This window comes from Marinomonas sp. ef1 (genome assembly GCF_002806845.1).
Lineage (GTDB): Bacteria > Pseudomonadota > Gammaproteobacteria > Pseudomonadales > Marinomonadaceae > Marinomonas > Marinomonas polaris.
Map to the genome: position 1 here is coordinate 239,383 of NZ_NHTT01000008.1, position 26,179 is coordinate 265,561.

Annotated in this window: 28 protein-coding genes; 4 read left to right on the forward strand and 24 right to left on the reverse strand. The window is 43.0% G+C overall.

Annotated features, from left to right (window positions below):
• Positions 1-13 precede the first annotated feature (13 nt).
• The 3 genes from CCS02_RS13510 to CCS02_RS13520 all read right to left on the reverse strand — a co-directional run bounded on the left by CCS02_RS13510 (position 14) and on the right by CCS02_RS13520 (position 3,878).
• Positions 14-1,579 (reverse strand): cryptochrome/photolyase family protein, encoded by a 1,566-nt coding sequence (locus CCS02_RS13510; protein ID WP_100636848.1) that lies wholly within the window; start codon positions 1,577-1,579, stop codon positions 14-16.
• A gap of 2 nt (positions 1,580-1,581) precedes the next feature.
• The gene (locus tag CCS02_RS13515; protein ID WP_100186182.1) at positions 1,582-2,907 is read right to left on the reverse strand and encodes a DASH family cryptochrome; all 1,326 of its coding nucleotides are present in this window, start codon (positions 2,905-2,907) and stop codon (positions 1,582-1,584) included.
• Positions 2,908-2,975: 68 nt separating this feature from the next.
• Positions 2,976-3,878 (reverse strand): LysR family transcriptional regulator, encoded by a 903-nt coding sequence (locus CCS02_RS13520; protein WP_011978170.1) that lies wholly within the window; start codon positions 3,876-3,878, stop codon positions 2,976-2,978.
• A 103-nt stretch (positions 3,879-3,981) separates the two neighbouring features.
• On the opposite strand from CCS02_RS13520, the gene CCS02_RS13525 reads away from it, so the two are divergent.
• Entirely contained in the window at positions 3,982-5,100 is a 1,119-nt protein-coding gene (locus tag CCS02_RS13525; RefSeq protein WP_072838470.1) for an FAD-dependent monooxygenase, read from the forward strand.
• A 1-nt stretch (position 5,101) separates the two neighbouring features.
• Here CCS02_RS13525 and CCS02_RS13530 read toward each other — a convergent pair whose 3' ends face one another.
• Positions 5,102-5,494 (reverse strand): MAPEG family protein, encoded by a 393-nt coding sequence (locus CCS02_RS13530; RefSeq protein ID WP_011978172.1) that lies wholly within the window; start codon positions 5,492-5,494, stop codon positions 5,102-5,104.
• Between the two features lie 214 nt (positions 5,495-5,708).
• Between CCS02_RS13530 and CCS02_RS13535 the strand changes: the two genes are divergently transcribed.
• Positions 5,709-6,050 carry a zinc ribbon domain-containing protein YjdM gene (locus CCS02_RS13535; RefSeq protein WP_100636849.1) on the forward strand — a complete coding sequence of 114 codons (342 nt, stop codon included), beginning with the start codon at positions 5,709-5,711 and terminating at the stop codon, positions 6,048-6,050.
• A 109-nt stretch (positions 6,051-6,159) separates the two neighbouring features.
• Here the strand turns inward: CCS02_RS13535 and CCS02_RS13540 are convergent, their stop codons facing one another.
• The 4 genes from CCS02_RS13540 to CCS02_RS13555 all read right to left on the reverse strand — a co-directional run bounded on the left by CCS02_RS13540 (position 6,160) and on the right by CCS02_RS13555 (position 8,025).
• The gene (locus CCS02_RS13540; protein WP_100636850.1) at positions 6,160-6,435 is read right to left on the reverse strand and encodes a DUF3817 domain-containing protein; all 276 of its coding nucleotides are present in this window, start codon (positions 6,433-6,435) and stop codon (positions 6,160-6,162) included.
• 157 nt (positions 6,436-6,592) lie between these two features.
• Positions 6,593-7,060, reverse strand: a complete 468-nt coding sequence (locus tag CCS02_RS13545; RefSeq protein ID WP_157808001.1) for a GNAT family N-acetyltransferase — start codon at positions 7,058-7,060, stop codon at positions 6,593-6,595.
• A gap of 201 nt (positions 7,061-7,261) precedes the next feature.
• Complete coding sequence (locus CCS02_RS13550; RefSeq protein ID WP_100636852.1) at positions 7,262-7,450, reverse strand: YgaP family membrane protein; 189 nt, start codon at positions 7,448-7,450, stop codon at positions 7,262-7,264.
• Between the two features lie 251 nt (positions 7,451-7,701).
• Positions 7,702-8,025 carry a winged helix-turn-helix transcriptional regulator gene (locus tag CCS02_RS13555; RefSeq protein WP_100636853.1) on the reverse strand — a complete coding sequence of 108 codons (324 nt, stop codon included), beginning with the start codon at positions 8,023-8,025 and terminating at the stop codon, positions 7,702-7,704.
• A 157-nt stretch (positions 8,026-8,182) separates the two neighbouring features.
• Between CCS02_RS13555 and CCS02_RS13560 the strand changes: the two genes are divergently transcribed.
• Together CCS02_RS13560 and CCS02_RS13565 are read left to right on the forward strand one after the other, a co-directional pair.
• Positions 8,183-8,512 (forward strand): nuclear transport factor 2 family protein, encoded by a 330-nt coding sequence (locus CCS02_RS13560; protein ID WP_100636854.1) that lies wholly within the window; start codon positions 8,183-8,185, stop codon positions 8,510-8,512.
• Complete coding sequence (locus CCS02_RS13565; protein ID WP_100636855.1) at positions 8,509-9,291, forward strand: SDR family oxidoreductase; 783 nt, start codon at positions 8,509-8,511, stop codon at positions 9,289-9,291. Before CCS02_RS13560 ends, CCS02_RS13565 begins: the two co-directional genes overlap by 4 nt.
• A gap of 18 nt (positions 9,292-9,309) precedes the next feature.
• On the opposite strand, the gene CCS02_RS13570 is transcribed toward CCS02_RS13565, so the two are convergent.
• From CCS02_RS13570 to CCS02_RS13645, 16 genes are all read right to left on the reverse strand, one after another.
• Positions 9,310-9,504 (reverse strand): type II toxin-antitoxin system Phd/YefM family antitoxin, encoded by a 195-nt coding sequence (locus tag CCS02_RS13570; RefSeq protein ID WP_100636856.1) that lies wholly within the window; start codon positions 9,502-9,504, stop codon positions 9,310-9,312.
• Between the two features lie 3 nt (positions 9,505-9,507).
• Positions 9,508-9,708, reverse strand: a complete 201-nt coding sequence (locus CCS02_RS22275; RefSeq protein WP_198515380.1) for a hypothetical protein — start codon at positions 9,706-9,708, stop codon at positions 9,508-9,510.
• Complete coding sequence (locus tag CCS02_RS13580; protein WP_100636857.1) at positions 9,701-11,362, reverse strand: KAP family P-loop NTPase fold protein; 1,662 nt, start codon at positions 11,360-11,362, stop codon at positions 9,701-9,703. The genes CCS02_RS22275 and CCS02_RS13580 overlap by 8 nt, the downstream gene beginning before the upstream one ends.
• Positions 11,363-11,400: 38 nt before the next feature.
• Positions 11,401-11,655, reverse strand: coding sequence for a Txe/YoeB family addiction module toxin (locus CCS02_RS13585; RefSeq protein WP_100636858.1), 255 nt, complete (start codon positions 11,653-11,655; stop codon positions 11,401-11,403).
• Positions 11,652-11,906: a type II toxin-antitoxin system Phd/YefM family antitoxin gene (locus tag CCS02_RS13590; RefSeq protein ID WP_100636859.1), complete on the reverse strand. Its 255-nt coding sequence runs from the start codon at positions 11,904-11,906 to the stop codon at positions 11,652-11,654. Before CCS02_RS13590 ends, CCS02_RS13585 begins: the two co-directional genes overlap by 4 nt.
• A gap of 239 nt (positions 11,907-12,145) precedes the next feature.
• Positions 12,146-13,693 (reverse strand): alkyl hydroperoxide reductase subunit F, encoded by a 1,548-nt coding sequence (gene ahpF, locus CCS02_RS13595; protein ID WP_100186171.1) that lies wholly within the window; start codon positions 13,691-13,693, stop codon positions 12,146-12,148.
• 92 nt (positions 13,694-13,785) lie between these two features.
• On the reverse strand, positions 13,786-14,343 hold the full coding sequence (gene ahpC / locus CCS02_RS13600) for an alkyl hydroperoxide reductase subunit C (RefSeq protein ID WP_100636860.1): 558 nt from the start codon (positions 14,341-14,343) through the stop codon (positions 13,786-13,788).
• A 107-nt stretch (positions 14,344-14,450) separates the two neighbouring features.
• Positions 14,451-15,533, reverse strand: coding sequence for a response regulator (locus tag CCS02_RS13605; RefSeq protein WP_072838462.1), 1,083 nt, complete (start codon positions 15,531-15,533; stop codon positions 14,451-14,453).
• 5 nt (positions 15,534-15,538) lie between these two features.
• Entirely contained in the window at positions 15,539-19,399 is a 3,861-nt protein-coding gene (locus CCS02_RS13610; RefSeq protein WP_100636861.1) for a hybrid sensor histidine kinase/response regulator, read from the reverse strand.
• Positions 19,400-19,435: 36 nt separating this feature from the next.
• The gene (locus tag CCS02_RS13615; protein WP_100186168.1) at positions 19,436-20,596 is read right to left on the reverse strand and encodes an ABC transporter substrate-binding protein; all 1,161 of its coding nucleotides are present in this window, start codon (positions 20,594-20,596) and stop codon (positions 19,436-19,438) included.
• A 135-nt stretch (positions 20,597-20,731) separates the two neighbouring features.
• Positions 20,732-21,655, reverse strand: coding sequence for a biotin-dependent carboxyltransferase family protein (locus CCS02_RS13620; RefSeq protein ID WP_100186167.1), 924 nt, complete (start codon positions 21,653-21,655; stop codon positions 20,732-20,734).
• Complete coding sequence (pxpB, locus tag CCS02_RS13625) at positions 21,645-22,349, reverse strand: 5-oxoprolinase subunit PxpB (RefSeq protein ID WP_100636862.1); 705 nt, start codon at positions 22,347-22,349, stop codon at positions 21,645-21,647. The genes CCS02_RS13620 and pxpB overlap by 11 nt, the downstream gene beginning before the upstream one ends.
• A 3-nt stretch (positions 22,350-22,352) precedes the next feature.
• Positions 22,353-23,120, reverse strand: a complete 768-nt coding sequence (locus CCS02_RS13630; protein WP_100186165.1) for a 5-oxoprolinase subunit PxpA — start codon at positions 23,118-23,120, stop codon at positions 22,353-22,355.
• Between the two features lie 36 nt (positions 23,121-23,156).
• Positions 23,157-24,464 (reverse strand): TRAP transporter large permease, encoded by a 1,308-nt coding sequence (locus CCS02_RS13635; RefSeq protein ID WP_100186164.1) that lies wholly within the window; start codon positions 24,462-24,464, stop codon positions 23,157-23,159.
• On the reverse strand, positions 24,464-24,982 hold the full coding sequence (locus CCS02_RS13640; RefSeq protein ID WP_100636863.1) for a TRAP transporter small permease: 519 nt from the start codon (positions 24,980-24,982) through the stop codon (positions 24,464-24,466). The genes CCS02_RS13635 and CCS02_RS13640 overlap by 1 nt, the downstream gene beginning before the upstream one ends.
• Positions 24,983-25,107: 125 nt before the next feature.
• On the reverse strand, positions 25,108-26,085 hold the full coding sequence (locus CCS02_RS13645) for a TRAP transporter substrate-binding protein (RefSeq protein ID WP_072838454.1): 978 nt from the start codon (positions 26,083-26,085) through the stop codon (positions 25,108-25,110).
• Positions 26,086-26,179 lie beyond the last annotated feature (94 nt).

Consider the following 26,179-nt stretch of genomic DNA (forward strand, 5'->3'; position numbering starts at 1 on the left):
TAAAAAGTAGAAATTAGAGCGCTTCAATGTTTTCCAAACACCATTCGGCTCTTTCTAAGACGGCATGCTTTTGCGCGTCGTCTTGCTTATCCCAGTTACCGTAAATCATGCCGATACGATGATTCTTCGCAAGGCGTTCTCGATGTTTCACCATAAAGTGCCAATATAGACTGTTTAGCGGGCAAGACTCCGCGCTGGTTTTCTCTTTTACCTTGTAATGGCAATCACCGCAGTAATCGCTCATTTTCTGCATATAGCTGCCGCTCGCCGCATAGGGTTTGGAGGCAATCCAACCACCATCAGCAAATTGACTCATGCCGCGCGTATTAGGTAATTCCACCCATTCCAACGCATCCACGTAAATGCCTAAATACCATTCGTCGACTTGCTGCGGCTGAATTTCGGTTAATAAACAAAAGTTGCCTGTCACCATCAAGCGTTGAATATGATGCGCATAAGCATAATCAAGAGATTGCCCAATAGCGCTAGCGATGCACTTCATTTTGGTTTGTCCGTTCCAGAAATAGCTTGGTAAATCTCGCTCGGCGTTTAGGGCATTTTGTTGTTCATAGTCCGGCATATTGATCCAATACATGCCGCGTACATATTCGCGCCAGCCAAGTATCTGCCGAACGAAACCTTCTATTTGGGCGATGTCGATATTGTCATTTTCTTGATAAGCCGTAATGGCGGCTTTGATAACATGTTTTGGGCTGATCAATTTAGCGTTGAGTGCAAAAGACAAACGCGAATGGTACAAACTCCAACTGTGTGGTGTTTGGTTTGTCATCGCATCTTGGAAACGGCCAAAATTTGGCAGCAAATGCTCGCAGAAAAAGGTGAGTAAATTCAGCGCGTCTTGGCTGGTGACAGGCCAAAGTAAACTGGATTCTGCTTTGCCAAGGGAAGGAATATTGTGACGTTGAATGCGTTCAAGCAAATGTGTCACATCATGCTGAAAACACAAAGGTGTTGGTATATCTGCTAGATCTTTTGCTTTGAGTTTATTGCGATTGGCGCTGTCATAGTTCCATTGACCACCTTCAGGTTTTCTTTCATCGGCCATCAATATGTTAAACCGCTGGCGCATTTTACGGTAAAAATGCTCCATACGAACGGTACTTTTGGCCTGAAAAAAGTTAGGGATTTCGTTAAAGGGTAGTAAGAAGTGCTCGCTATCGACCATGCTAAATATAGGCTTTGAGTCACTAGCGATCAGCTGATGATATTGCTGTAAGACACGATATTCATCGGGACGTTGTAGTTCTACATGATCAATATTATGTAGCTTGGTGAGGCTTAAGATTACTTCTTCTAAGCTTTGGTTTTGAGTGTCATCCAAAGTGAGGTAACACACTTCATGGCCGTTTTCTTTTAAGGCGATAGCAAAGCGTTCTATCGCGAGGAAAAACGCACAGAGCTTTTGAATGTGGTGCTTAACGTAAGTCGCTTCCGGGTACAGTTCTGCGATCAGATACAGAACACCTTGATCTTGTGCTTTAAACCAAGAGTGAGCGGCGTTTAATTGATCGCCAAGAATAATGCGTAACGTATGATATTGAGGTTGGCTTTTTTTCATCATTAATTACTAGATGTCGGGAAAATTGGCCAGTCGGCAGCATCGACCGAATCCAATTGGGTATCAAATATTTGGCCTTGCCATTTATGAATAAAATGCAGGTTTGGGTCGTATTGTTCGGTTTGTTTTTGCAAGTTGAAGTGACGGCCGCCTCTTGGATCAGCTCCTACGCCAGCTATGTATTGCCAATTAGCCCAATTGGAACCGACGCTGTAATCAATCAGTTGTTCTTCAAAGTACGCCGCGCCATAGCGCCAATCGATGCCTAATTCATATATCAAACAGCTAGCGACAATTTGGCGGCCACGATTGCTCATAAAACCAGTTTCATTAAGCTGTTTCATGCAGGCATTCACTAAAGGATAAGGCGTATTGCCCTTGCTCCATTTACGAAAGCGCTCTGCGTAATAACTGCCCTGAGTTTGTTTGCCAGTTACGCCGCCGGGCAAGAAAAGTTGTTTGCCGTAAAGGGTTGCGTACCAATGAAAATACTCGCGCCACAACAGTTCGAAATAAATCCAATACGTCGATTCATTTGCACCATGATCGCGCTCGTAAACGTCGATACTGGCTTTGATTTGCCTGGCTGATAAACTACCTTGTGCTAACCAAGGAGAGAACTTGGTTGAGTTTTCCCAACCGTCTAATTCATTACGAGTTTCTTTATAATGACTTGGTAGATTGGTCGAGAAGTAATCACTTAGTTGATCAACAGCAGCGCGTTCTCCACCAGTAAACACGCTATTGTCTTCTATTTGCTTAAGCTGCCAAGGGCGAATGTGTTGAATGTTGAACGCTGGTACTGGTGGTAGTTTTTGTAATGCAGGCAAGGGGGTTAAAACGTCTAAGTTCTCGATTAAGCGACGGAATTTTGAGAAAGAATCCGGTAACTGCGCTACATCAAATGGTAGCTGGGATGGTGTAAATAAACTCAAACCATGGTCTAGGTGAATACGCACGTCAGTGTATCTGCTTTCGATGCGATTAAGAGTCTGCTGCTCATCCCAACCTCCATGATGATTGCGATATAGGTGGGAGATTGGTATTTCGTTGAGAAGCAAATTCAAGCTGGTGGCCGCATCCATTGAACTGACGAATAAGGTTTGACCTAACGCTTGTAATTGTAGAGCCAAGTCTTGAATGCCTTGGTTTAAAAATCGTCGACGATTTACGGACATGCCTTGTGTTGCATAACGGCTAGGGTGATTGTTATGAGGTTCATCGCAATAAAGGCAGATAAGATAATCCACCTCCTGTACTGCTCTCCATAGCATGTTCTGATCTGCACAACGCAAATCATCCCCGAACCAAACCAATCCTAGTTTCATATAAGTGCTCCCATTTCATCTTCATCATTTGAAGTCTAGTACGTTTTATTCAGGAATTTAGATTGGTTTCAGTCAAGTTCGTTAAACAGGTCCGAAAAGTTAAAGTGATCTAGCAAGGCTGTTACCTTTTGGGGAGAGTATTTTAACTTGCCTGAATACGCATAAAGGACGAGATCTTCCGGTGTCTTTTCAAGCTCGATAGCAACCAGTGTGCCTTGGTGTATTTCTTTTTGGCACGATGGTTCGGCTAAGATCGCCATGCCCAATCCCGCTATAGCGGCTTCTTTTGCCATATTGGCGCTGTTGGCCCGATACTGTGATGTGACATGTACTTTAGTCGAATGTCGGCTGTCTTTGAATATCCATGGCGAACCTTGTAATGCACTGAGGGTCGTGATGCAAGGTAAGGAAGGTAAATTCTGAAATGACAAATGACTATGATGCCGCTCAACAAACTCAGGCGAGGCGACAATGACACTGGGCCAACGAATCAGTTCTTTTGCCACCCAGTCGGAATCCATTAACTCTCCGCGGCCAAACTGCATCACCAAATCGAAACCATCGAGTAAGCCTTGATGTGGAACTAGACCTGTTTCACAGCTTAACTTGAGCTTAGGGTAAAGCGCACAGAAACTAGCAATTTGCTGGGCGATAAAGGGTAAATCCGGCATTAATATACGTAAATGGCCAGAGACCTTGTCACTCTGATCGCTAATGGCTTCGAGCTGATCATCAAGAGAGCGAAGCAGCGGCAAGCTTTGCTCATACAGTGTTTGCCCTGCCTCAGTGGGCGACATTCGTCGAGTGGTGCGTTCTAATAAACGCACGTTTAGTGTTTCTTCAAGCTGGATGATATGGCGGCTGACGGTAGAAGAAGGCTGTCCTAGCTTCTCTGATGCCAGTTTAAAACTGCGCTCCTCAAATACTGTATGAAAGCTAAGTAGCCAAGAGAGTTCTATTTTTTCAATCATAATTATTGCTATAAATGGGATAGTTAATCCAATAGTCCCATATTTATCATTTTAAGATGCTGGTAGATACTGCAGATTCATTTTTTATTATGGAGTGCTCAGTATGTCGAAACGGATTGCCATCGTAGGTGCGGGAGTGGCTGGTTTAGCCTTTGCTACGTTGGCGGCAAAGCAAGGTAACCAAGTCGATATCTTTGAACGTCGCTCCCAAGCGGGCAGCGACCTAGGGGCAGGTGTGACACTTTGGCCAAATGCCATTTTTGTTTTAACTCAAATGGGACTACTGAAGGCGATTCAAAAGGCATCTGGAGAACCTATGACTATGACCCGCTATGATCTAACTACCGGTGTGCAAGGTGAGCTGTCGCTTCGTGGCCTGAACCAATCAGCGGGTTTTAACACACTCACCATATTGCGACGTGATCTAATGGCAATATTGTTTGCCGGTGCTGATCAAGCGGGTGTGCAAATTCATTTTGGTGAAGCGATTAATCTAGACAAGTTGTCTGAATTGGAGAATCAATACGACTGGGTGATTGGTGCTGATGGAAGGATGAGTTCTACACTACGCAAGAAAATCAGTCCTGTCAGTCAGCCTGTTTATCAAGGATTTGTGAATGTAATTGGTATATCGCATTCAAGCCCGATAAGACCACTTAATAGCCAGTCAATTCAAGATTATTGGGGGGATGGGGAACGTTTTGGCATAGTGCCGATTGATGCATCGGCATGCTTTTGGGCAGCAGGTTGGGCGGAAGTTGAGAAACAGCCAAATAGGATGTTCACGCTTTCAGAGCTAGGCGAGCGTTTCAGAGAATGGCCAAGCGAGGTGCTCACTGTGTTACAGCAGGCAGAGCAAAGCAGCTTGCATACCGTTTATGTTCATGACCTTGATCCAATGACATCGTGGTATCGAGGTAAATGCATGGTGATCGGCGATGCGGCTCATGCGGCATTGCCTACATCTGGGCAAGGTGCCTGCCAAGCTTTAGAAGATGCTTGGTGGCTAGCCAAACTTATGCAAGAGGAAGCCACCACAGACCGTCTGTTTGCTCGCTTTCAACAGCAACGTTTGGAGAAAACAGTTGCCATTCAAATGACGGGAAGACATATTGCCCAAGCCATTTTTCATACCCCCGCCAACCAACGTCCTGCTCAAGGCAGTGTAACAGAAGCGTCACTTGATGCGATGGCTGCATTCTGGATGACTGGCTTGGTTTAATTTAGAACCGGTAACCAAGAGCAAGATGAGTCAGGATCAACAAGGCGGCGATTAACATTACTAAGAAGGTCATCACCATGCCGCTTTGTCGATAAATGAGCGGCTCTTTGGGCTGACTTACACCGTAGGCGTGGGACAAGCGACCAAGACACAGCAAAATGCCCATTATGTTTACTAACAATGTAGAGCCCCCCGTACTTTCGTACATCCAAACCAGCAATAAAGCATAGGGAACGTTTTCCGCGAAGTTGCCATGTACGCGAATCGCTCTGGTCAACATGGACTGATCGCCATCACCAATGCCAACCTTGTACTTCATGCGCAATTTGATCACACGAAAACTCAAGAAAATGTAGAGAAAAACCAGTAACGCCGCGTAAATGGGAGTGATCATTGAGAATCCTTACCTTAACTGAAGGTCTGTTATTGTTGTGCACTCAGTGTTGAGAAAATCCTTAATTTTGTCTATGACTTTTTAAGGAAAAACATCTTTCCGATTAAGCCTAGTGATTAAATAGGATTTTTTTATTCGAGAACAAAAAACCATAGTGAAAATAGGGTTATAATAGGTCAAATTTCCCGTTTTACGTTAGAAGGTAGTGATAATTATGAGTCTTCCAAATTGCCCAAAATGCGATTCCGCTTACGTGTATGAAGATCAAGCTATGTTGATTTGCCCAGAGTGCGCGCACGAATGGAACCCTAATGAAGCTGTAGTAGACGAAAATGCGCTCATTATCAAAGACATGGGAGGCAACTTACTGCAAGAAGGCGATAAAGTTACTTTGGCGAAAGACCTTAAAGTAAAAGGCTCTTCTCAAGTGCTAAAAATTGGCACCAAAGCGACTATTAAGCGCCTTGTAGATGGCGACCACGACATAGATTGTAAATTGGATGGCGGCGGCGAAATGATGTTGAAATCTCAGTTCGTGAAGAAATCTTCTGTTTAAGCCTGATTGATCTGTTATAAAAGATCAGAACAATGACATTAAAAGCAGAGAAGAAAATTGTCTTTTTCTCTGCTTTTTTATTGGCTATATGTAATTGAAAAGGTACTCGTTAGTATTTATTTAAGATCTTCGCTTTAAAGACATAACTACCAAATGGTACCAATGACGCAACAAATCCTATCAAGGCGTGTTTTGACGACACCCCATATCGAGACACACTTAACATCAAAAGAATGTTAAACAAAATAAACAACCCACCATGAATCGGGCCAATAACGCTCACATACTCTGGCATGTCCATCAGGCGTTTTAATGGCACAGCAATGAAGAGCAGCAATAGAAGCGATGTGCCTTCTAAAATGGAGATAAAACGTAACATTTTCATACTATGTCTCTTTTGTTGAAGTGTGTTGAAAGAATGTATTCAGCCCTAATAAGACCCCAGAATAGCATTTTAATTTCATCATAAGGTCGGTTATTTAAGGTGTGGAATAATGCTGGCAGAGTCATTAAGCGTGAGAATCTATACAGTATGTTTTTTTCTATCCAAGCCTTAGTGCCATCACTGCTTTTTCAACACCTTTGTCATTCATTCTGTGTATCACTTCAAAATCATGCTTTAAATACAGATCGATATTGTGTTGTTCGCATTGCAGATAAAGGTCTGGAATACCTAGGTTTTTAGCATGATTGAGCGTGTGTTGAAGAATTAGGCAGGAATAACCTTGCCCACGTTTATCAGCTGGAACGAAAACACCACCGAGCCAATGCTTGTAATTGGGAAAATCAGGATGTTCATGGAACTTCAGTTCTGCCACCGCAAGCAGCTCGTCATGGTCATGCAAGACAAAAGAGATGGGGGGCGCGGCTCTACTTTCCGCCATCACCGTGACTTTTATTGCAATATCCTCTAGCGATCTGTTGGGCGTTAAACGTCCCCACTCATTGAAATACCACTGAGCAATGGTTGGAATGAAGTGTTTTTGATCGGCTAAAAATGAGACTTTCATCATTGTCCTTAAAAGAATAATGGTATTGAATGATATAAAGAGTATTACCATCAATCGTATAGATTAAATAATGTTCTGTACCTATTCATCTTTATTTAGCCCAATCATTTATGGATTGCCGTAAATCAAAAACAAAAAACCGACTCTCAGTGTTACCTGATGTCGGTTTTAGTCTTTATAGTGTTCGTTTTAAATTAGATGTTATTTTTTGGTTTTACAAGTTGAAAAACCAAAAGGTAGATAAGCTGGGCAGATGCTAAATACGCCTGTGGCAAGCAGCACAATGCCGATTACACCCCACCATGAATTGAAATATACACCGATTGCGATGACGACGGCGCCCATTGCGATTCTGACCACTCTATCTGTTGTACCTACGTTATAAATCATCGTCTTCTCCTGTTTTTGTTGCCTTAAGTCGTGCGACGAAAAGCGGTATTGCTTATGCACTAGAGTGCAATCGGGAAGATTGGCGTTTTTTAAACGAGGTTTGCGGAGCGTGTTTGCCAATATCACCTTTCTTAGTGTTGCATCGACCATACGCCCTGTTGATGGTTTAAGCTAAGGCTTTAGGCATTGTTTGATTGTTTTTTGATCTGTGTGCTGATTTAGCAACAAATTCCATTATTGATATAAAACGGTCATTTCTTATTTTCAGCCCACTTAAGCAAGGCGTCTAAAGCAGGGCAAAGCTCCTGTCCCCAATCCGTTAAACTGTATTCTACTTTGGGCGGTACTTGATGATAGATAGTACGCTTTATTACCCCGTCTACTTCCATCTGACGAAGCTGTTGGATTAGCATTTTTTGTGTGATTGCTGGAATAGCTTTCTCTAATTCAGAGAAGCGTTTTACTTGTCCGCCAAAGAGGTGAAAGAGTATTACTAACTTCCATTTACCTTCTAGAATTTTTAGTACTTGCTCTACGCCATTAGCCGCTGAAATTGGCGTCCATTTTTTTGTCATTTTTTTTATGGCCTTAGCCCTTATGAGATCAAAAACTTACTTCAGAGTAAGTACCCTACTTTTTTGTCGGTTCTTGTTTTCCAGATAGCTTAACGCCATTCTTTTCAGACAGCAATTTGGCGTGTTTTAAGAAAATGATTTTAAGTAGAGGTGTTTTATGATGACTATTGATCTTCCAAGACCAATCGCAAACTATTTCCAAGCAGATAAAGGGAATAGTGAGGCAATTGTTGCCTGTTTTTCCGATGAGGCAGTGGTAAAAGATGAAGGGCAGACTCATACGGGGCTGGACGCAATTAAACAGTGGAAAGTGAATGCATCGACGAAATATACCTATACGGTTGAACCGCAGTCATTAAGCGAAAGCGCAGAGCAAACGATAGTCACGGGTTTAGTGACAGGGAACTTTCCTGGGAGCCCTGTGAATCTTCAATACGCTTTCACGCTGGATGGCGACAAAATCACGGCACTGGAGATCTCCTTATGAGTTTTGATCTTGAATTAAATGGGCGTATAGCTTTGGTTACTGGCGGAACTAAGGGCTTGGGAGCGGCAGTCGTTGAGTCGTTACATGGCGCGGGAGTCAGTGTTATTGCAGTTGCTCGGTCTGTACCTAAAGAGGTTACAGAAGGTATTTCATACATCAAGGGTGATTTGCTAAGCGCTGTCGGTTGTACTGCCGTTGTAAACACCGTATTAGATAAGTTTGGTGGTGTTGATATTGTTGTCAATGTGCTGGGCGGCTCAAGCGCTCCCAGTGGCGGTTTTGCGGCGCTTGATGAGCAAGAGTGGGAAAACGCATTGAGTCAAAATTTACTGTCTGCGGTACGCATTGATAGGGGATTATTGCCCTCAATGATAACAAAAGGCTCAGGTGTTATTGTTCATGTCACATCGATACAGAACAAACTTCCTTTGCCTGAATCGACCACCGCTTATGCCGCAGCGAAAGCGGCGTTATCCACTTACAGTAAAAGCTTATCGAAAGAAGTGGCACCAAAAGGCATTCGCGTTGTGCGTGTATCGCCTGGTTGGATAGAAACAGAAGCATCGGTTCGACTTGCTGAGCGGCTTGCGGATCATGCCGGTACAGATTATGAAGGAGGTAAAAAGATTATTATGGAAGCGCTCGGCGGCATTCCTTTAGGGCGTCCAGCACAACCTTCGGAAGTGGCGGATTTAATCACTTTTCTAGTGTCAGCGAGAGCGTCCTCTATCACAGGTACGGAATACATTATTGATGGCGGCACCGTACCTACGGCCTAAAAGCTTTGCTCATCATTTTTACTTAAGGCGAAACAAAAAACGCCCTTTTGATCGATAGGGCGTTTTCTCATACGCTTGAAAGTCTTCTAAGCTAATCAATACGGCTGATTTGCCGCCCTGACGAGTAATGAGAACAGGCTTATGATCGTTATTTACTTTATCAAAGGTGCTAGCAATATTGGCTCTAAAAGCTGAGTAACTTAGCGTATCCATATTTTACTCCTGCACGTCAGTGTTTAATTTTTCCGTACGCAAAGATTTTTTTGCATGTCTTACTGGCTGTGAAGAGTCGGTGACATTCTTCTGTTGAATCTGCCACGCATCGACTCGTTTTATAGCAACGGCATTGGTTTCAGCCTGTGTGCCTTCCTCTTCAAGGAAATCATCAAAGGAAGAACCTATGTGTTTGTTAGTCATTTTTGGGCTCCTCTTCTATTAGGTCTAACGCGGAGGCCAGTTCTACATAGTCTTTATAAAATTTGGGTAATATTTTATCGAAACCATATTGGTGATATATGAAGTCTAGCCATACCATTCCTTGATTATCATCATTATTTTTTTCAGTAATAAATTGTTTTTGGCGTATCTCCATAGGAGATTCTTGTGGTCTACTTTTATCAGCTAACATACCTGAAAGATCTGTCTCATCACTTTTAAAATGTTTTGCAAAGAATTGCTGAAAATAGCTAGTTAGGTTGAATGTATAAATTCTGTTTTTATAGCCATGAGTTATAGGGTTGCAATATTTTAGAAAAGTTGGAGCATAGGCATCGGGATTGATGTGTGTTTTAAAATAAGCTTGGTTGGAACTAAATCGATACTTTAAATAGTGTACAAGCTTTTTATCGTTGCCAGCATCATCTTTGTATGTAAATGACTGTCGAACTATTTTGTGAAATTTTTCAACATCTTCTTCGTAAAAACACAGCAGTGTCGTCAGCATCAAAATATCAATCTTTGAGCCGCTAGGCATATTGGATATGGTTGCCACAACGCGATCTGCAATTTGAATCGCGGTTCTGGGTGGCATGTTAAAGGCATCTAAAATTACGGAAATATTACTTAGTGTGACCTTTGCATTTTCGTTTGAAGGGAGGATTTGAATCCCCGCGCTTGTTAAGTACTCGCCCGATAATTTGCTGATGTCGGTATGCACTTCCAAAAAGCTTTTTAGGTCTGGCGCTTTAAGACTAAAGCGGCTATTGAAGAATCGGCCAAGGTAAATGCGAGCATTGAACCCTTCCCCGTAAATGGCTTTTACGGCATGTTGCAGTTGCTCTGTGTCTGTGGCGACCACAAAGACAATGCCTTTGATATCAAAGATATGCTTGATGGTTTCGAGCATTTCGACCGCGTAACTAGGACGGCAACGATCTAATTCATCAATAAAAATAAAGGCAGGATATGCCAGTTCTTGTGTTTCAGTAACCGTTTTAACCCAATTTGCCACATGAACTTTTAAGTCATCAATGGCTTTCTTTTTTCCATCATGCTCATCAATTAGCTGTTTCACCATTGTTGAAGCTAACTCGCTTAGGTCGATGGGATTCCCTTCGCTATCCTTAGCGTCTTTCAGTTCTGAGTCATCGTCAGCTTGCAAAAATGCTGCGAGATCCATATCCAAGTAGCGTTTTGCCATGCTTCGTGCAAAGCCGGGAGCGGCCGCTTTTAGAAGCCCTAATGCTTTTTTCGGAAGTTGAAACTTTGGACTGCTCTCAGGCATACCAGCTTGTTCTCTAAGCTGTTTGATAATGGACGAAATCGCCGTCATCAACGGATCGTCAGAGTAGTCTTGTTGCCATGCATCGATATAGACAACAGGGAAATGCGCTTTTAGATCGTGCGACCAGCGTTTAAGAAAGTAGGTTTTACCAGAACCCCATTCAGAGTTCAGGTTGAGAACATAATTACGCTTTTGATCGTCTTTCTCTCTCGTCTCATCAAAGCCTTGTCCGACCAGAAACTGCGTTAAAAACGTAGCGTATTTGGCTCGATTCAATGTGTCTTTCGGAAAAGACTCTCCGTCAAACTCCAGTTTTTCCGACCAATCTAAATAAGTATTTTTTTGCATTGTAAGGCGTCCTTGCGGCAACGGTTAAAAGGGAGCTGCTAGTAGTGATAACGACACTGAACGATAAACAATTGGTTATCATCGACTTTATAGACAAGTCTGTGTTCTCGATCTATACGGCGTGACCAATAGCCAGACCAGTTATGTTTTAGTGGTTCTGGGTCACCAAGTCCTTCAAAAGGTTGTCGAGTGACGTCTTTGATTAATGTATTTATGCGTTTTAACGTCTTCTTATCTTTCTGTTGCCAGTAGAGATAATCTTCCCATGCATTTTCAGCCCAAGATAAAATCATTCCTCAATCAGTTCCCTTATCTGTGTTTTGCCTGCTTCCACTTCGGCAATGGCTTCGTTTAAACGAAAAGCATTTTTTGGACTTGCCATCAAATAGGCTGTTTCTTCATAGGCCTGGAAATCTTCTAAACTAATAAGTACGGCAGGCTTGCCTCCCTGACGAGTAATGAGAACGGGCTTGTGATCGTCATTCACTTTATCAAGAGTGCTGGCAAGATTGGTTCTAAATGCTGAGTAACTTAACGTATCCATAATATACTCCTTCAAGTAAGTACCTAAAATTGTACTTGTACTTGTTTTTGTACGCAATGCTTTGTTTAAAATTTAAGCACAGTACTAAAAACTCACGCCGAGCGGTTTTACGCGCTTGCACGTAGAGCGAGGCGGGAAATTTTTTCTGACTAACCAACAAAAAACCGCCATCTCGCTAAGCCAGATGGCGGTTTGTGTGGTCGGTTCGGGTGTTGCTGAAGACAGGTTATCCCCGTTGCCTAGTTACGAATCAAGTAATCAAATGCACCAAGGGCTGCTGTTGCGCCAGATCCCATGGATATGATGATCTGTTTGTATGGCGTTGTAGTAACGTCACCGGCAGCAAAGACGCCAGGAATAGAAGTCTCTCCGTGAGCGTTGATCACGATTTCGCCTCTGTTCGTCAATTCCAATGTGTCTTTTAAGAACTCGCTGTTTGGTACTAAGCCGATTTGTACGAAGATACCAGCAACGTCTACAAGGTGTGATTCGTCGGTTAGGCGATCTGTGTATTTTAGGCCAATAACACGCTGACCATCACCGATTACTTCGGTTGTCATGGCGTTCTTGATGATGGTGACATTTGGCAAGGATTGCGCTTTTTTAACCAAAACATCATCAGCACGTAAGATGTCACTAAATTCCAGTACAGTCACGTGCTCTGTGATGCCAGCAAGGTCGATTGCTGCTTCAATACCTGAGTTACCACCACCAATCACAGCGGTTTTCTTGCCTTTGAACAATGGACCGTCACAATGTGGGCAGTAAGCTACGCCTTTGTTACGGTATTCTTGTTCGCCCGGGACGTTCATTTCTCTCCAGCGAGCGCCAGTGGCTAATACGACGGATTTACTTTTCAGGATCGCGCCGTTTTCTAATTCCACTTCGATGAATTCTTTCTTCTCTAGACGAACGGCTTTTTGCAGTTTCATCAGGTCAACATCGTAATCCAATACATGCTGTTCAAGGCCCGCGACCAATTTTGGTCCGTCTGTGGCTTTCATTGAAATGAAGTTTTCAATCGCCATGGTGTCACTGACTTGTCCACCAAAACGTTCAGCAACGACGCCAGTGCGGATGCCTTTACGAGCTGCGTAAATAGCAGCGGCTGCGCCTGCTGGACCACCACCAACGACTAGCATGTCGTAAGGCGCTTTTTCGGCTAGTTCTGCAGCTTGTTTGTCTGCAGCGCCGGTGTCTACTTTGTTGACGATTTCTGCCAATGTCATGCGACCCTGGCCAAATAACTCGCCATTAAGGTACACAGAAGGCACGGCCATGATGTTACGTTCGTTCACTTCGTCTTGGAACAAAGAACCATCGATCATGGTCGCTGTAATGTTAGGGTTCAAAACCGCCATTAAGTTGACGGCTTGCACAACGTCTGGACAGTTGTGGCAAGAGAGGGAAATGTACACCTCAAAATTCAATTTAGAGTCTAGAGACTTAATTTGCTCTAGTGTCTCTTGTGCGGCTTTAGATGGATGACCGCCAGCTTGTAATAGTGCCAATACGAGAGAAGTAAACTCGTGGCCCATAGGAATGCCAGCAAAACGCACACGTGCTGCTTCGCCTTTTGGCGCGATGGCCATTTGTGGCGCACGACCTTGTGAGTTTGTATCAACCGTTAGGGTGATTTTGTCGTTTTTTAGCTCAGTGATTTCATGAGCCAATTCAAGTAATTCTTCTGATTTTGCTGAACCGTTTGTGGACACAGTAATTTCAATCGGATTAACGATATTTTGCAGGTATGTGCCCAACTGCTGTTTTAAGTTTGCTTCTAACATGATGATGAAACCTGTGTTTGATTGAGTGATTTACTGTGCTGAGAGTAAAAAGGGGTCAGGTGTGACCCCTTTATCGTTCTTTGTTCGACAGTTTAGATTTTGCCAACTAGGTCTAGAGAAGGTGTCAATGTTGCTTCGCCTTCTTTCCATTTTGCTGGGCAAACTTCACCTGGGTGAGCGGCTACGTATTGCGCTGCTTTTACTTTGCGAAGTAGGTCTTGTGCGTCACGGCCAATACCTTCAGCAGTGATTTCCATTGCTTGGATAGTGCCTTGTGGATCAATCAAGAAAGTCGCGCGGTCTGCAAGACCTTGGCCTTCACGCATTACGCCGAAGTTGTTAGTGATGTTGCCTGCTTGATCGCCAACCATGTAGTACTGGATTTTGCCGATTGTTTCAGAGCTTGCGTGCCATGCTTTGTGAGTGAAGTGAGTGTCTGTAGAGACAGAGAACACTTCTACGCCGCGAGATTGGAGTTCAGCATAGTTGTCAGCAACATCACCAAGCTCAGTTGGGCAAACGAAAGTGAAGTCAGCTGGGTAGAAGAAGAATACAGCCCATTTGCCTAATACATCTTTTTCAGAAATCTCTAGGAATTCGCCGTTTTTGAAAGCTGTTGCATTGAATGGTTTGATTTGAGTGTTGATCATTGTGTTTCTCCTAATGTGTGTTTGAGTGCGTTACCAACAGAACTCATATTAGGGAAAGTGACTTGATAGGTAAAATTGTTAATAACTAAAGTTGTAATTGTTAAAAACTATTTAGAGATTAGATCTTTCTCTCTATCGGGATATTGTTGTCGAATGGACACAATTTGAGAGCGAAGGTTTTTAAGAATGGGGACTAAATTTGGGTCAAAATGGCTACCTGAGTTTTCTTCAATGTAGGTAAGGGAGTCGTCTAGTGTCCATGGTTCTTTATAAGGACGTTTTGACATCAATGCATCTAGTACATCAGCAATAGCAACAATACGTCCTTCTAATGGTATTTCTTCTCCTTTTAAGCCATTAGGATAACCACTTCCATCCCATTTTTCATGATGGGTGAGAGCGATGGTTTTTGCTATCTGTAGCATTGGGTCGTCATCTTCTGAAAAAATTTCACCACCATAGACTGTGTGAAGTTTCATCTTTTCCCATTCTTCTGGTGTCAGCTTTCCGGGTTTTAAAAGAATGGCGTCAGATATGCCGATTTTGCCAACATCGTGCATTGGGGCAGCTTGGAAAATTTGATTAACCCACTCTTCATTCCCACTATATTCTTGTGCAATCATACGAGCATAGTGACTCATGCGAATAACATGAGCGCCAGTTTCATTGTCTTTGAACTCTACGGCACGACCAAGATGATGAATGATGCGGAGTTGGCTGGCTTGCAGTGCTTTGGTGCGCTCGTCTACTTTTTTCTGTAATTGTCTGTTTTGATCGTATAGCGCAAGATGGGTACGGACTCTTGCTCGCACAATAGGCGGACTAATAGGTTTGATAATGTAGTCTACAGCGCCTAAGGAAAGCCCTTTCTCTTCATCTTTTATGTCGTGTTTGGCTGTTACGAAAATGACCGGAATATTGGCCGTTACGGGATTACTTTTTAATCGCTCACAGACATCGTATCCATCCATTTCAGGCATCATAACGTCTAGCAATATAAGGTCTGGGCGTGGCGATAAAGAAGCAATAGACAATGCTTTCATACCATTTAATGCAACTTTGATTGTGTATTCATCAGACAAGGATGCAACTAATACGTCAATGTTTTCTGGCGTATCATCAACGATCAAAACCGTTAATTTGTCTAACGGCTGTTCAGTTTTCGATTGTTTAAACGTCGTTTCTGTCATTGTGTCTACTGCTCAAAGTTTTCAAGATTAATACTAAGACTTTTGAAGTGCTTCGCTGCCTGCTCAAAGTCATAAAGTTTTAGGGCCGAGATGACTTTCACCATACTTTTATTAGCATTTTTGTCGGTGATATTTGGAAGCAATTTCTGCGCGAGAAAAAGTGCTTCAACAACATTTTTATCGATATAAGTAGCTAATATCTTTATGTTATTTCTAAATTCACTTAGCTCCATAGACGATGTTGTTAGGATCTCTTTCTCTGAATTTACATTATTGACCGCATGCCACGCTCTAAGGTCGTTAAATATGATATTCAAATCATGTTCTACGGATATCAGTATAGGCGTTATATTGATATTTTCTTCTTCGAAAGCTTTTTCCAGTTTGGCTGCAGATGCTGCTAGTTCAATCATGCCTAGTGTCGCTGCGGTTCCCTTTAGTGTGTGTGCCAGTCTAGTGGCTAATACGAGATCATTTGTTTTTATAGCTGTGTTACATTCATCGATGAAGGAAGTTTGTGTTTCCAGAAAACGCTTTAATAATCGGCTGTAAAGTGGTTTTGTAAGTGTTCTCAGCAAGCCTAATTCAGTATCAATATGAATGCTGTCTGGTAGTTCTATCTTGCTTGTATTGTTTTGCAAGGCCGTGGTTAAAGCGGTGCTGCTGTTGTTTGTGCTGGTTTTGACCCAAGTGCGCAAAGTATTAAACATGGTTTCAAAATGAATGGGTTTGGCGATGTGATCATTCATGCCAGATGCTTTTGCATATTTGATGTCTTCCGGCATGACATTGGCGGTCATAGCGATAATAGGAATGTCTTTATATTGCGTCATGGCTCGTATTTTCTGAGTCGCGGTATAACCGTCCATTATCGGCATTTGGCAGTCCATTAAAATACAATCAAAGTCATCAGATCCTAGTAAGTCTATTGCCTCTTGACCATTTTTCGCAGAGGTAAAAAGAATGCCACTGCGCGATAGTAATTCCTCGGCCAATTCTAGATTGATTTCGTTGTCTTCAACCAATAAAACTTTTGCTCCTGCGAGCTCATAGGAGAATGAAATGTCGTTGCTATTGTTCCTATGGTCTATTAGAGAAACTGATTCAGGACCACATAACTGTATGATTTGATCGAATAGACTTGAGGTGGTAACGGGCTTAGTCAAATAGGCTGAAATGGGTAAACCAGATCCGGCTTTTCGAGCGTCATCTTGTCGATGAGCGGTTACCATGATAATGGTTAGAGTCGTATCGTCGCGGGTTTCAGCAAGGATGGCTTTACATGTGTCTATGCCATCAAGTTCAGGCATTTTCCAATCAATTAGCATCAGTGGATAAGGCTGCGAGCTGGCTTTTAATGAAGCAATATATTGAATTGCTTCGTGTCCACTGCTGCAGGCATGACAGCTAAGCCCGAGCGCTTCTACGCTAGCTTTTAATACGTCTCTTGCGCTGTTGTTGTCATCAACGACCATGACTTGGCTTAAATTGGTATGGCTGTTTAAGGCGTATTGAGAAGGCACATTTTCGGCTGCCTGAAGATTTATTGTAAAGTGAAAGGTACTTCCTTTATTCTCTTCACTTTCTACCCAAATATCCCCACCCATTAGCTGAATAAGTCGTTTTGATATGGCAAGCCCAAGACCTGTGCCGCCGAAGCGCCGTGTGGTTGATGTATCGGCTTGAGAAAAAGATTGGAAGAGATTGTTTTGCTTGTCTTTACTGATGCCTATTCCAGTGTCTTGAACCGAGAAGTGGATAATGTTTTCATCCTGATTATTTTTTGAATACGCGGCGCGGATGATTATTTCACCTTGTTGAGTGAACTTAACCGCATTATTGCCGAGATTAAGCAAAATCTGTCGTAGTCTGGTGGGATCTCCAATGACTTGCTGAGGCACTTCAGCATCAATATCTATAATCAGCTCTAGGCCTTTTTCTTCTATTTTTAGCTCCAGTACGTGCGCTACCTTGTGGATCAAGCTAGGTAGCATGAAAGGCACGTTCTCAATGTCCATTTTACGCGCTTCAATTTTTGAAAAGTCTAAAATGTCATTAATAATGTTGAGAAGTGATTCGGCAGAATGACTGACTTTTTCGATATAACCACGTTGTTTATCATTTAAAGGTGTTTGCAGTGCTAAAGACGACATACCAATAATGGAATTCATTGGTGTACGGATCTCATGACTCATATTGGCAAGGAATTCGCTTTTTGCTTGGTTGGCATTTTCTGCCGCTTCTTTTGCTGTTTGCAGTTCCGCTGTTTGCAATGCAATGTCATTTTCGAGTTTGACTTTATATTGGGCTAATGACTGCTGTGACATGAATTTTTCTGTCACGTCTCGCCAGGAGATAATAGTGGCAGGATGGTTATTAAAAGAAATCGATAGAATAGTCATATCTGCGTAGATCAGCTCGCCATCATGGCGCTGGAAAACCCATTCAGTTCTAGTGTTTCCACATAACCTTACTTGTTCAAAATGGCTATTTAAACTTGATGACGAAAGCACGCCATTGGTTTGTTTTTCTGGAGAAATGTCACACATTTCTGAGCCTAATAAGGCTTCTTTTGTTGGGTATTGAAGTGCTTTAACCGCGGCGTTATTGCATTCCACCATTTTTTGATTCATTAGAATCCATACAGGGTCTGGTGTGATTTCAAACATCGAGCGGAAACGTTCTTCACTCTCTATAAAACCAGAAAGTTGTCGAGTGACTTTACGAGAAATAGCCCAGGCTAATAGCAATAATATGGTGATAGATATGCCACTAATCCAAAGAATACGAGTTTTAACTTCCGTTAATTGATCTTCGATTTTTTGCTCTAAGTTTTTTGAATTAAGTTGAACGAATTCGCCAATTTGATCCATTAATCTTGGTAAGGGTAAAAATGTTATTTCTAATAAGTTGATGAGTTCAATTTTTTCTTCCTCAAGAGAAATGTGTTCTATTCGCTCTTCAAAAAGACCGCTTTGCCCCAATTTTATGACCTGTTCCGTATTATCAAAAAAGTATCCTTCACCAAAAAGTGTATTACCTAAAGCGTTTCTTTCTTGTTGTAATTTTTTGGCCGTTTCTGGATGGATCTTTGCTGACTCTGCAATAACGTAATCGAGGCGATCTAGAGAAGACTTGATTTGATTATCTTTGAGGTCTGTAATGACGCTCAATGAATTTGAGACAATCATGACATTGAGCGCAACTTCAAGCGTGCTAATGTCTTCCATAGCGGTATTTAGGGCGGACTCAAGGCGTGATAAGCGTAACTTTAAATATTCTCTCGCAAGTTCATCTCTTTTTTCATAAGGAGAAGTGTTGTATTGGTAGATTAGAAAGTTTTCTTGTAAACGATTTTGACCTGTTATGGCGTAAGTTAAACTTTTTAATTGATTTAAGTGACTTAGGGCTTCGTTTTTATAGTTGAGTTGTTCCTCATCTAAAAAATGGCGAGATCGGCGGTTGTACCAGTCAGTAATTAGCTTTGTTGTGTCTAATATTGTTTGTCCTCGGTCTACTAATTGCGAACTGAAAATTTGTGTTTGTGCATCATTAGATTCTGATTCAAGTGTAGCAATAGCTTGGTAATAAAGGTCGATATTATATTTGTTATTTGCTGTGGGATCTGAGCCTTCAAACAATGCCTGGCGAAGTTGGCTGCGGTAGGCTGGAACTATCTCTCTCAATTCTGCGGACGCATTTAATAATTTTGTTTGCTGTGTTCTTAGGTCCAATCTTTGTTTTGTGAGTTCTTGTAGGGTAATGGTTAATATTGTTGCGCCGATGATTGATGATATTAAGGCAACGAAGGCTAAGAGCCACACCAAAGGAGAGATGGATAAGTGATGTCGATCTAATGTCATCATAATGTGAATCTACTAAGTTTCTCGTTTAATAACTGGTCACTGTATGTCAGCGTAAGATAATTCTTGTAATACACCATTGGTAATAAGTTGCACCCAAATATGTCGTTTTTTGATGTTTAAAACATACAGTTCGTTTTGTTCCTGAGAGTCATAATTATCCCTCGCAAGTTTTTTTAAGCTGTCTTCAATTTCTTTGCTGGTAGGAATGTCTTTTAATGGCAAAAGAGCTTGTCCAACAATGAGAGCATTAATGTAACCTTCCAATTGCATTGTTGTTGGAGGAGCCATGTCTCCAAAGCGAACCATGTCTTTTCTCAGTTGTTTGATGATTGGCGATTTCCAATTATTTAGCGAAGGGGTTGTTTGAGTCATTAATATCTTTGCCTTAGTGTCGCTAATTTGTGCTTGTAATGCCTCCAATCCCGTAAATGAAAAAGCAGCAAACAGTGGTGAGATGTCAAAGGCCTCAAGCTGCTTAATAAAGTTGGCGCTTGTGTCATAAGTGCTGATCATGATAATGGCTTTTGGTATCGGAAAAACACCTAAGACATCTGCAACCGAATTACTTACTTCGCTACTATTTCGTTGATGTCGAATCTGCAATATTGACGCTGGATCTTTGAGTCCAGCGCCAGTTAAAGCTTCTATTGTGCTGGCTAATCCTGCATCGCCGTAACTGTCCTTCTGTGCAAAAATCGCAATTTCATTCGGCTTTATACCTAAATCATTTACCAGTATGTTGATTAAATAACGGGCTTCTTCTGTGTAGCTTGCCCGAGTGTTAAAAATGAAGGGTGACGACCTCTCGGCTCGAATAGATTGTGCACCAGTGAAAGGCTGAATAAGTGGTATATCGTTTTTTGATAAAACATCAAGAGATGCAAGGTTGGTTGGTGTTCCAACGCTGCCTAACATTGCTTTTACCCCATAATCCTTGATTAGAGTAGTGACTTGGGAAGGCGTTCGACTTGGCTCATAGCCATCGTCTAAGGGAACTAATAAAAGTTGATAGTTCAGTTTCTTGCTGTCATTGATACGTTTAAAGCCTAACTCTATGCCGCGAATCACCTGAGTTCCCGTAAAGGCATTTGGACCTGTTAATGGACCAGTAAAACCAAAACGTAACTCGGATGAATAGGCTTTTTCACCCAATAAAAAAAGCGACAGAGTTAGGCAAACAAGGACTCTTAATATCATAAACAGACTCAATCCCGCCGATACGATAGGCAAAGTAGTGAGTTATCAGTCTAAGATAAAAATACAGGAATGAAATGTAAGTTTGGTAAGTAAATGTCAAAGCTGGTTACCCAGCTTTGTATTGATAAGAAAATATTAACGCCACTGAGTAAGTCGAGCCATTTGCAAATGGCGTTCTTGCTCGGCCTGATCGACAGTGATGGGAGTGAACTGGATAATATCGCCCGGCTTTTGTTGGGCAAGAATGCCACCGCCAACACGGGTTACGCAGCCCATTTTCGGGTAGCCACCGATGGTTTGCCTATCTTGCAATAAGACAATCGGTTGGCCATCTTTTGGAACTTGAATCGCACCATAAGCAATGCCTTCCGAAATAATTCCTTTCAGGTCGCTGTGTACTTCTTTGCCTTCCAAGCGATAGCCCATGCGGTCTGAGTTGGACGATACTGTGTAATCGCTAGAGAAAAAGTTGGCGCGATCTAACGAGGAAAAAGACTGATACTGATAACCTAAAATGACCGGTATTTCTTTGTTGCCATAATTTGGAATCGCTAAGCGAGGCACTGATCTTTTTTCATGGCCCGAGAAAGCTTGATAGGCTAATAGATCGCCTTTTTGCAGTTTGTCACCTTTGCCAGTGAGTCCGCCAATTTTTTCACGCACCACCGTGGCAACACTGCCTAGCGTCGGCTCGCAGTGAAAACCGCCTTTTACTGCGAGGTAAGCTCGCAAGCCCCAAACTGGCTGGTGGAAGGCTAATACATCGCCTTTTTTAATGGCGTAGGTTTGCCAAGGCGTGATGCTTTTGTCGTTCAGCGTTGCTGCAAGATCCGCTCCGGTGATGGCGATGCTGGTATCGGCTTGCGCTTCTAATATGAACATGCCAAAGGTGATTTCGATCTCTGGGCTATTACTGTCGTTATCGAGTAGAGCGTTGGCCCAACGAAAGGCAACTTCATCCATCGGTCCGCCAGTGGTTAGGCCAATAGATTGATGACCGTGGCGACCCAAGTCTTGAATCAGCGCCAACAAGCCGGTTTTGATTACTTTAAAAGCCATCGAGCTGACCTCCTAGTACTAAGAATTCATCCCGAGAAATAGGCTCGAATCGCACCGAATCTCCCATGGCGATTAGTGCGAGATTCTTGCTGCCCCAATCAATCAAATTGACCGGAGTGCGACCGATAATTTGCCATCCACCTGGTGTCACGCTTGGATAAACCGCCGTTTGATTTTCTGCTAACGCCACGCTGCCAACGGGAACTTTTAAGCGCGGCGTGGTTTTTCTTGGCACATGAAGTTCATCGGGTGTATTACCCAAGAAAGCAAACCCCGGCGTAAAACCAATGGCGTAGGCTCGATAGGTTGTCTCTTGGTGACGTTTAATCACTTCGTCTATGCTCAACTTGCAATGACTAGCAACGTCTTCGATATCTGGCCCTACTTCCTTGCCGTAATACACCGGAATGACGACTTCACGCTGATCTTTGACTGAAAAGTCATTAGGATCAATAGTTTCTATGGTCTGGCGAATGGTTTTAAAAATCGCAAAGCGGTCATAATGATCGTCATCAAATACCACCAAAAGCGTGGTGTAGGATGGCACCAAGTCCACAATCCCCGCCAGCTTCACCAAGTGTTGTGTGACTTGAGCAATGTAATTGGAGGTCGCTTCGCTAATCACCTGACTAAAGGTCAATAAGCAGGCCTGATTACTGACCATTTCTATGTTCGGGAAATCTTCATGGCTCATAATTTATTTCGCGTTTTTCTTACTTGGCTGATTAAGATTTAGTCGATCAACCAGAGTCCGAATGCGTGTAACAGCATCCACCGCATGAGCACCATCGCCATGCACACAAATAGTGTCGGCGTGGATCGCCAGTTGCTTGCCCGAGGTGGTCGTTAATGTGCCTGTTTCGCATAATTGCTCGACTTGCTTTTCGATCAAGTCAAAACTGGCGTGAACCGCGTTTGGTTCTTTGCGTGGCGTCAGGCGACCTTCGTCTGTGTATAAACGATCAGAAAAAGCTTCAAACCAAACTCGGATACCGTATTTTTTTGCCATCTTCTGGATTTCAGGGGCTTCTGGCACGGCCATCACCATCAGTGGCATGGTCGCGTCTAGCTCGCTCACCGCTTGCATCACCGTGTCTAATACAGAGAAATCCGCCATCATGGTATTGTACAAAGCACCATGAGGTTTTACGTAATCTACTTGGGTGTTTTGGCTTTCACAGATACCTTTTAACGCGCCAATTTGGTATTGAATCAACGCCTTTAATTCCGCAGGTGCGATGTCCATATTACGACGACCAAAGCCGACCAGATCTGGATAAGCTGGATGCGCGCCAATGGTGACATTATGTTGTTTTGCCAAGGCAACGGTTTTTGCCATGGTCAGTGGATCGGAAGCATGGAAGCCGCAAGCGATGTTTGCTTGGTCCACAAACGGCATGATTTTATCGTCTAAACCCATTTTCCAAGCGCCGAAAGCTTCGCCCATATCGCAATTTAATTTCATGTTTGGTTCCTCGTGCCTTTTTACTGTTAAAAGAGGTTAGTTTTGAGACATGGTCGTTGGTAAGTACGTGACAATTTCAGGAAAAATACTGATTAACAAGATGGCTACGCCAATCAGTAAAAAGAACGGCAGGGCAGCTTTTGCCACATACAAAATATTTTTCCCTGTCAGAGCCTGAATCACAAAGAGATTGAAACCAACGGGCGGGGTGATTTGCGACATTTCCACCACCAACACTATGAAGATACCAAACCACAACAGATCAATGTTCGCAGCTTGAACCATAGGTAAGATGACCGCTACAGTGAGTACCACCACAGAAATACCATCCAAGAAGCAGCCTAAGATCACGAATAGTACAGTGAGGTATAAGATCAATTCCATAGGCGACAAAGACATGCCTGAGATCCACAAAGCTAAGGCTTTAGGAATACCCAAAAAGCCCATCGCCAGCGTCAAAAAGTGCGCGCCAACTAGGATAAAACCAATCATACAAGAGCTTTTCACTGCACCTAATAAGCTGTCCATAAAGCTATGACGACTTAATGATCCAGTGAATGCCGCTAGTACTAAAGCACCGGCCACACCAATGGCAGCAGCTTCGGTTGGCGTCGTAATACCACCGTAAATAGATCCTAAAACAAAGCCGATCAACCCCACGACAGGCAAGAGTTTACGTAAACCTTTGATGCGTGCTGACCAGCTGGTTTCATGACCCGTTGTTTTAGGCAATTCGTCCTTATGTAGATGTCCCCATATCATGGTAAAGCCCATAAATAGGGTGACTAATAACAAGCCTGGCAAAGCGCCAGCGATAAACAAACGTGCAATAGACACTTCTGCCGCCACGCCATACACAATCAAAATAATCGATGGTGGAATGAGCAGGCCCAAAGTCCCAGATCCTGCCAAGGTACCGATGGCCATGCGATCGCTGTAACCTTGCTTGCGAAGCTCTGGCAAAGTCATGCGTCCAATGGTCGCAGCCGTTGCCGCAGAAGAACCAGACACCGCAGCAAAAATGCCACAGCTAAGGATATTCACGTGTAGCAATTTCCCCGGCACACCGCCCAGCCAAGGCGACAGACCTTTGAATAAATCTTCTGATAAGCGCGTACGAAACAAGACTTCGCCCATCCAAATAAACAATGGCAAAGCGGTAAGTGACCACGCAGTACTTGCACCCCAGCTAGAAGTCGCGAACAGCAAATCTACCTGATAATTTTCGGAAAGAATTAAGCCCAAGCCACCAATGGCGATTAGGGTAAAAGACACCCAAACACCAAGCGATAAAAGGGCGAGCATGGCAAACGCCAACAGGATAGAAATCCACATCATATCCATTAGATTTCCTCCAAAGACAGAGCGTCTTCTTGTTCACTATAAGTGGGTTTTTTGCCCCGCAATACTGTGATTAATGCATCTAAAATGGCGAGGTTAAGCGCGATCATACCAATAGCCACAGGCAGTTGCGGAATCCAAAGTGGAATAGGCACATAGCCATAAGACACTTCGTCATAAATATAAGATTCGTACACCATGCAAGAGCAGGCGTAGGATAAATAGCACAGTAACCCGAAGGATAAGATTAGAATCACGACTTCTTGTATCCTGCGAGGTAGCGGAGAAAATCGTTGAATCAGCAAGGTGACACGAATATGGCCGCCTTCACGAAAGGTATAAGCCAGCCCAAGAAAGGTTGATGCCGCAAGTGCGTAACCTGCAAAATCTTCCGCAGAGGGGACAATAAAACCGAATAAACGACCGACGATTTGTGCTAGTAAAAGCAAGGTAATAATAACGATACACAAACCGGACAACAGGCCAGAACAGAGGTAAAGTTTTTCTTTTAATTGGCTCATAGTGTTCACTTTTTGCTTGGAAGACACCACCTAGCTTCATGTTGTAACCAACAAAAAAACTAGGGGTGTTGGGAGGACGCGTTTTATCCAAGAGTCTTTTGTTACCAGTTAAAGACTCTTGATAATCAGTTCTGGTAACGAGTCAGGATTTCACCAATTTCTTTTGGTGCTTCTGCTTTCCATTCTTCTGTCATCGTTTTGCCAATGGCTTTTAGTTCTTCAACTAATTGAGGCGACGGATCCGATACCACCATGCCATTTTCAAGCAAGGTTGCTTTGTCTTTCGCCGCGCGTGCCGCGATTTGAGTCCAGCCTGCCGCTTCGGCGTTTTTCGCTGCGTCTAGTACTACTTGTTGAGTCGCTTTATCCAAACGACGGAAAGCTCGCTTATTCACTACAACGATGTTTTTTGGAATCCACGCTTTCACATCTGTGTAATAGTTCACGTAATCCCAAGCTTGGCTATCAACGCCTGTTGATGGCGAAGTGATCATGGCTTGGATAATACCAGTACTAAAAGCTTGAGGAATATCAGGCGTTTGAATGGTCATTGGCGTGGTATTCATTAAATCAGCAAGGCGAGATTGCGTTGGGCTGTAAGCACGCATTTTTTGACCTTTTAGATCGGCCAAGCTGTTCACTGGCTCTTTGCTGTAAAGGCTTTGTGCTGGCCACGCAACCGTATAAAGCAGCATCATGCCGTCCTTATCAAGTTCCTTGGCGATGGATGGTTTAGCCGCTTCCCACAATCTTTTTGCGTCTTCAAAAGACGTCGCTAAAAATGGAATATTATCGTGTTTGTAAATCGGGTTTTCATTGCCCAAAATACCCAAGAATACTTCACCCATTTGTACTTGTCCTGATTTCACAGAACGTGGAATTTCAGTGTGCTTTACCAAAGAACCACCAGAGTGAACCGTGATATCAAGATCACCATTGGTATTGTCTCTGATTTCTTTGGTGAAGGTATAAGCGATTTGTGTTTGTAGGTTGCCATCACCATAAGGCGTTGGCATGTGCCATTTTTCGGCAAAACTGGCGGTAGAAGTAAGGCCGCCAATAGCGACGCTGCTAATGAGTAATGCGTTGGTTAATTTTGACATAGTATTCGTTCCTATTTTTTGATGTTGTTGTTGTTCGTTTTTTATTATCAAAGACGCGGTAGTTACTACCTGCGAGGTATCATTCAAGGTCCTG